The organism is Paenarthrobacter sp. PH39-S1 (genome assembly GCF_030063245.1).
Lineage (GTDB): Bacteria > Actinomycetota > Actinomycetes > Actinomycetales > Micrococcaceae > Arthrobacter_M.
The window spans coordinates 1-1951 of sequence record NZ_JASISR010000088.1 but is presented as its reverse complement, the minus strand read 5'-3'; the positions used below and the strand labels follow the sequence as shown (position 1 = coordinate 1951).

The window sequence follows — 1951 nt, the reverse complement described above, 5'->3', positions numbered from 1 at the left end:
GGCGAGTTCTAGCGATCGTTGCAACACCCCCGACTAATCGGGAGTTGCACCACCCATGGATTCACCATCAAAAAATAGTTCTTCCTTAAAGAAAAAATCACCTTTAAGGGAAAAATTGGTGCCGCCGGCCGGCACGCCAGGCAAACGCCACCAGCAGTCACACAGCCGTGCCCAACGGCAGGAATTTCTTTCCGCCGTCGCGCGCTTCGGAACTGTCGCCGCCGCGGCGAAGGAGCTCGGCATCAATCGGAGCACCTGCCAGAAATGGGCGAACACTGCCGGGATCAGGCCCCAGCGCCTTTACACCCACGCAGACAAGGACGAGTTCTATACTGCACTGGATCGGACCGGCACCATCGCCGCGGCGGCCCAGGAGCTGGGATTGAACATCAGCACCGCGCGTAACTGGGCCGGCCGGGTCAATCCCATAGCCGGGAAACCACAGGCTGCGAGAACCGTGAAAACTGCGCCCTCGCAACGCTACGCAGCTGCGGTGATTGAGGAGTTCCTGGGCTTGCTGCGGGACGTCGGCAGCGTCAGCCTGGCCGCCAGGGAGCTTGGCCTGAAGCAGTCGACCTGCTTCAACTGGGCCCGTGCCGCCGGAGTGGTCTCTATCAGGGCACGACGGCCGTCAATGAAGCAGATCAACTACCTTCGCCTGCGCAAGGAAGGTGCCAGCCGGAGGGACGCCGCGGCGGCGGTGGGGGCCAGCAAGCAAAGCTCCTACCAATGGGACCGGCAACAGGGAGCACGCGACACGGGAGCTGTTGGCGGCGATGCCCAGTCTTTGCCGTATAAACGGGAGGTGCGAACTACTTTTGCTGAACCCCCGACCCCCGCGACGGCAGCGGAGCCGGCGGCAGCTCCGGCGGAGCCTGCACCCGCCCCGGCGCCCCTGGATGCCCTGGATGCCCTGGAACGGCCCGTCAGCGACCGCTACCTGTCCCTGCCGGAGCGCGAGAGAATCGCGGACCTGCTCGCCCGGGCCGAGTCGATGCGGGCCATCGCCCGGGACCTGGGCCGTTCCCCGGGCTCGATCAGCCGGGAGATCGGCCGCAACAGCCACCCAACGCTGGGATACCTGCCCTACGGCGCCCAGCGGGCCGCTACGGCCGCCCGGGCACGGCCCAAGGACAGTAAGCTGGCAACAGCCGGGAAACTGCTCGACTACATCAAGGACAAGCTGCGCATACGCTGGTCCCCGGAACAGATTTCCTGCTCGCTGATCAAGGAATTCCCCGATGACCCCCTCCTGCGCGTGAGTCACGAAACGATCTACCAGTCCCTGTACGTCCAGGCCCGCGGCGGGCTCAAACGCGAGGTCAAGGAGGCCCTGCGCACCGGGCGGACCCGCCGCAAGAAACACAAAAATCCCGAAGAACGCACCAGCCGTTTCCGGGACCCGATGATCAACATTTCCGAACGCCCCGCCGAGGTCCAGGACCGCGCGATCCCGGGCCACTGGGAGGGCGACCTCATCACCGGCGCCCACAACCAGTCGGCGATTGCGACGCTGGTCGAGCGCACCACCCGCTACGTCATGCTCGTCCACCTGCCGGTGGACCACACCGCCGAATCGGTCCGGGACGGGCTGATCAAAACCATGGCCACCCTCCCGGCCCATCTGCGCGGCTCCCTGACCTGGGACCAGGGCGTGGAAATGGCCAAGCACAAGGCCTTCAGCCTTGCCACCGACATGGACGTCTACTTCTGCGACCCCCACAGCCCCTGGCAGCGCGGATCCAACGAAAACACCAACGGACTCCTCCGCCAATACTTCCCCAAGGGCACCGACCTCAACACCTACGGCCCCGAGGACCTGGAGCACGTCGCCCAGGAACTCAACAGCAGACCACGCAAAACGCTCGACTGGAATACTCCAGCCCAACGACTTCGTGATTTACTGATACCCAACTGACCCCGGGTGTTGCCACGACCCCTAGAATTCAAG

At 64.5% G+C, this 1951-nt stretch carries 1 protein-coding gene; it reads left to right on the top strand.

Going from position 1 to position 1951, the window contains the following annotated elements:
• Positions 1–634 precede the first annotated feature (634 nt).
• Positions 635–1918: an IS30 family transposase gene (locus QMG52_RS21580; RefSeq protein ID WP_283562451.1), complete on the top strand. Its 1284-nt coding sequence runs from the start codon at positions 635–637 to the stop codon at positions 1916–1918.
• Positions 1919–1951: the final 33 nt, after the last annotated feature.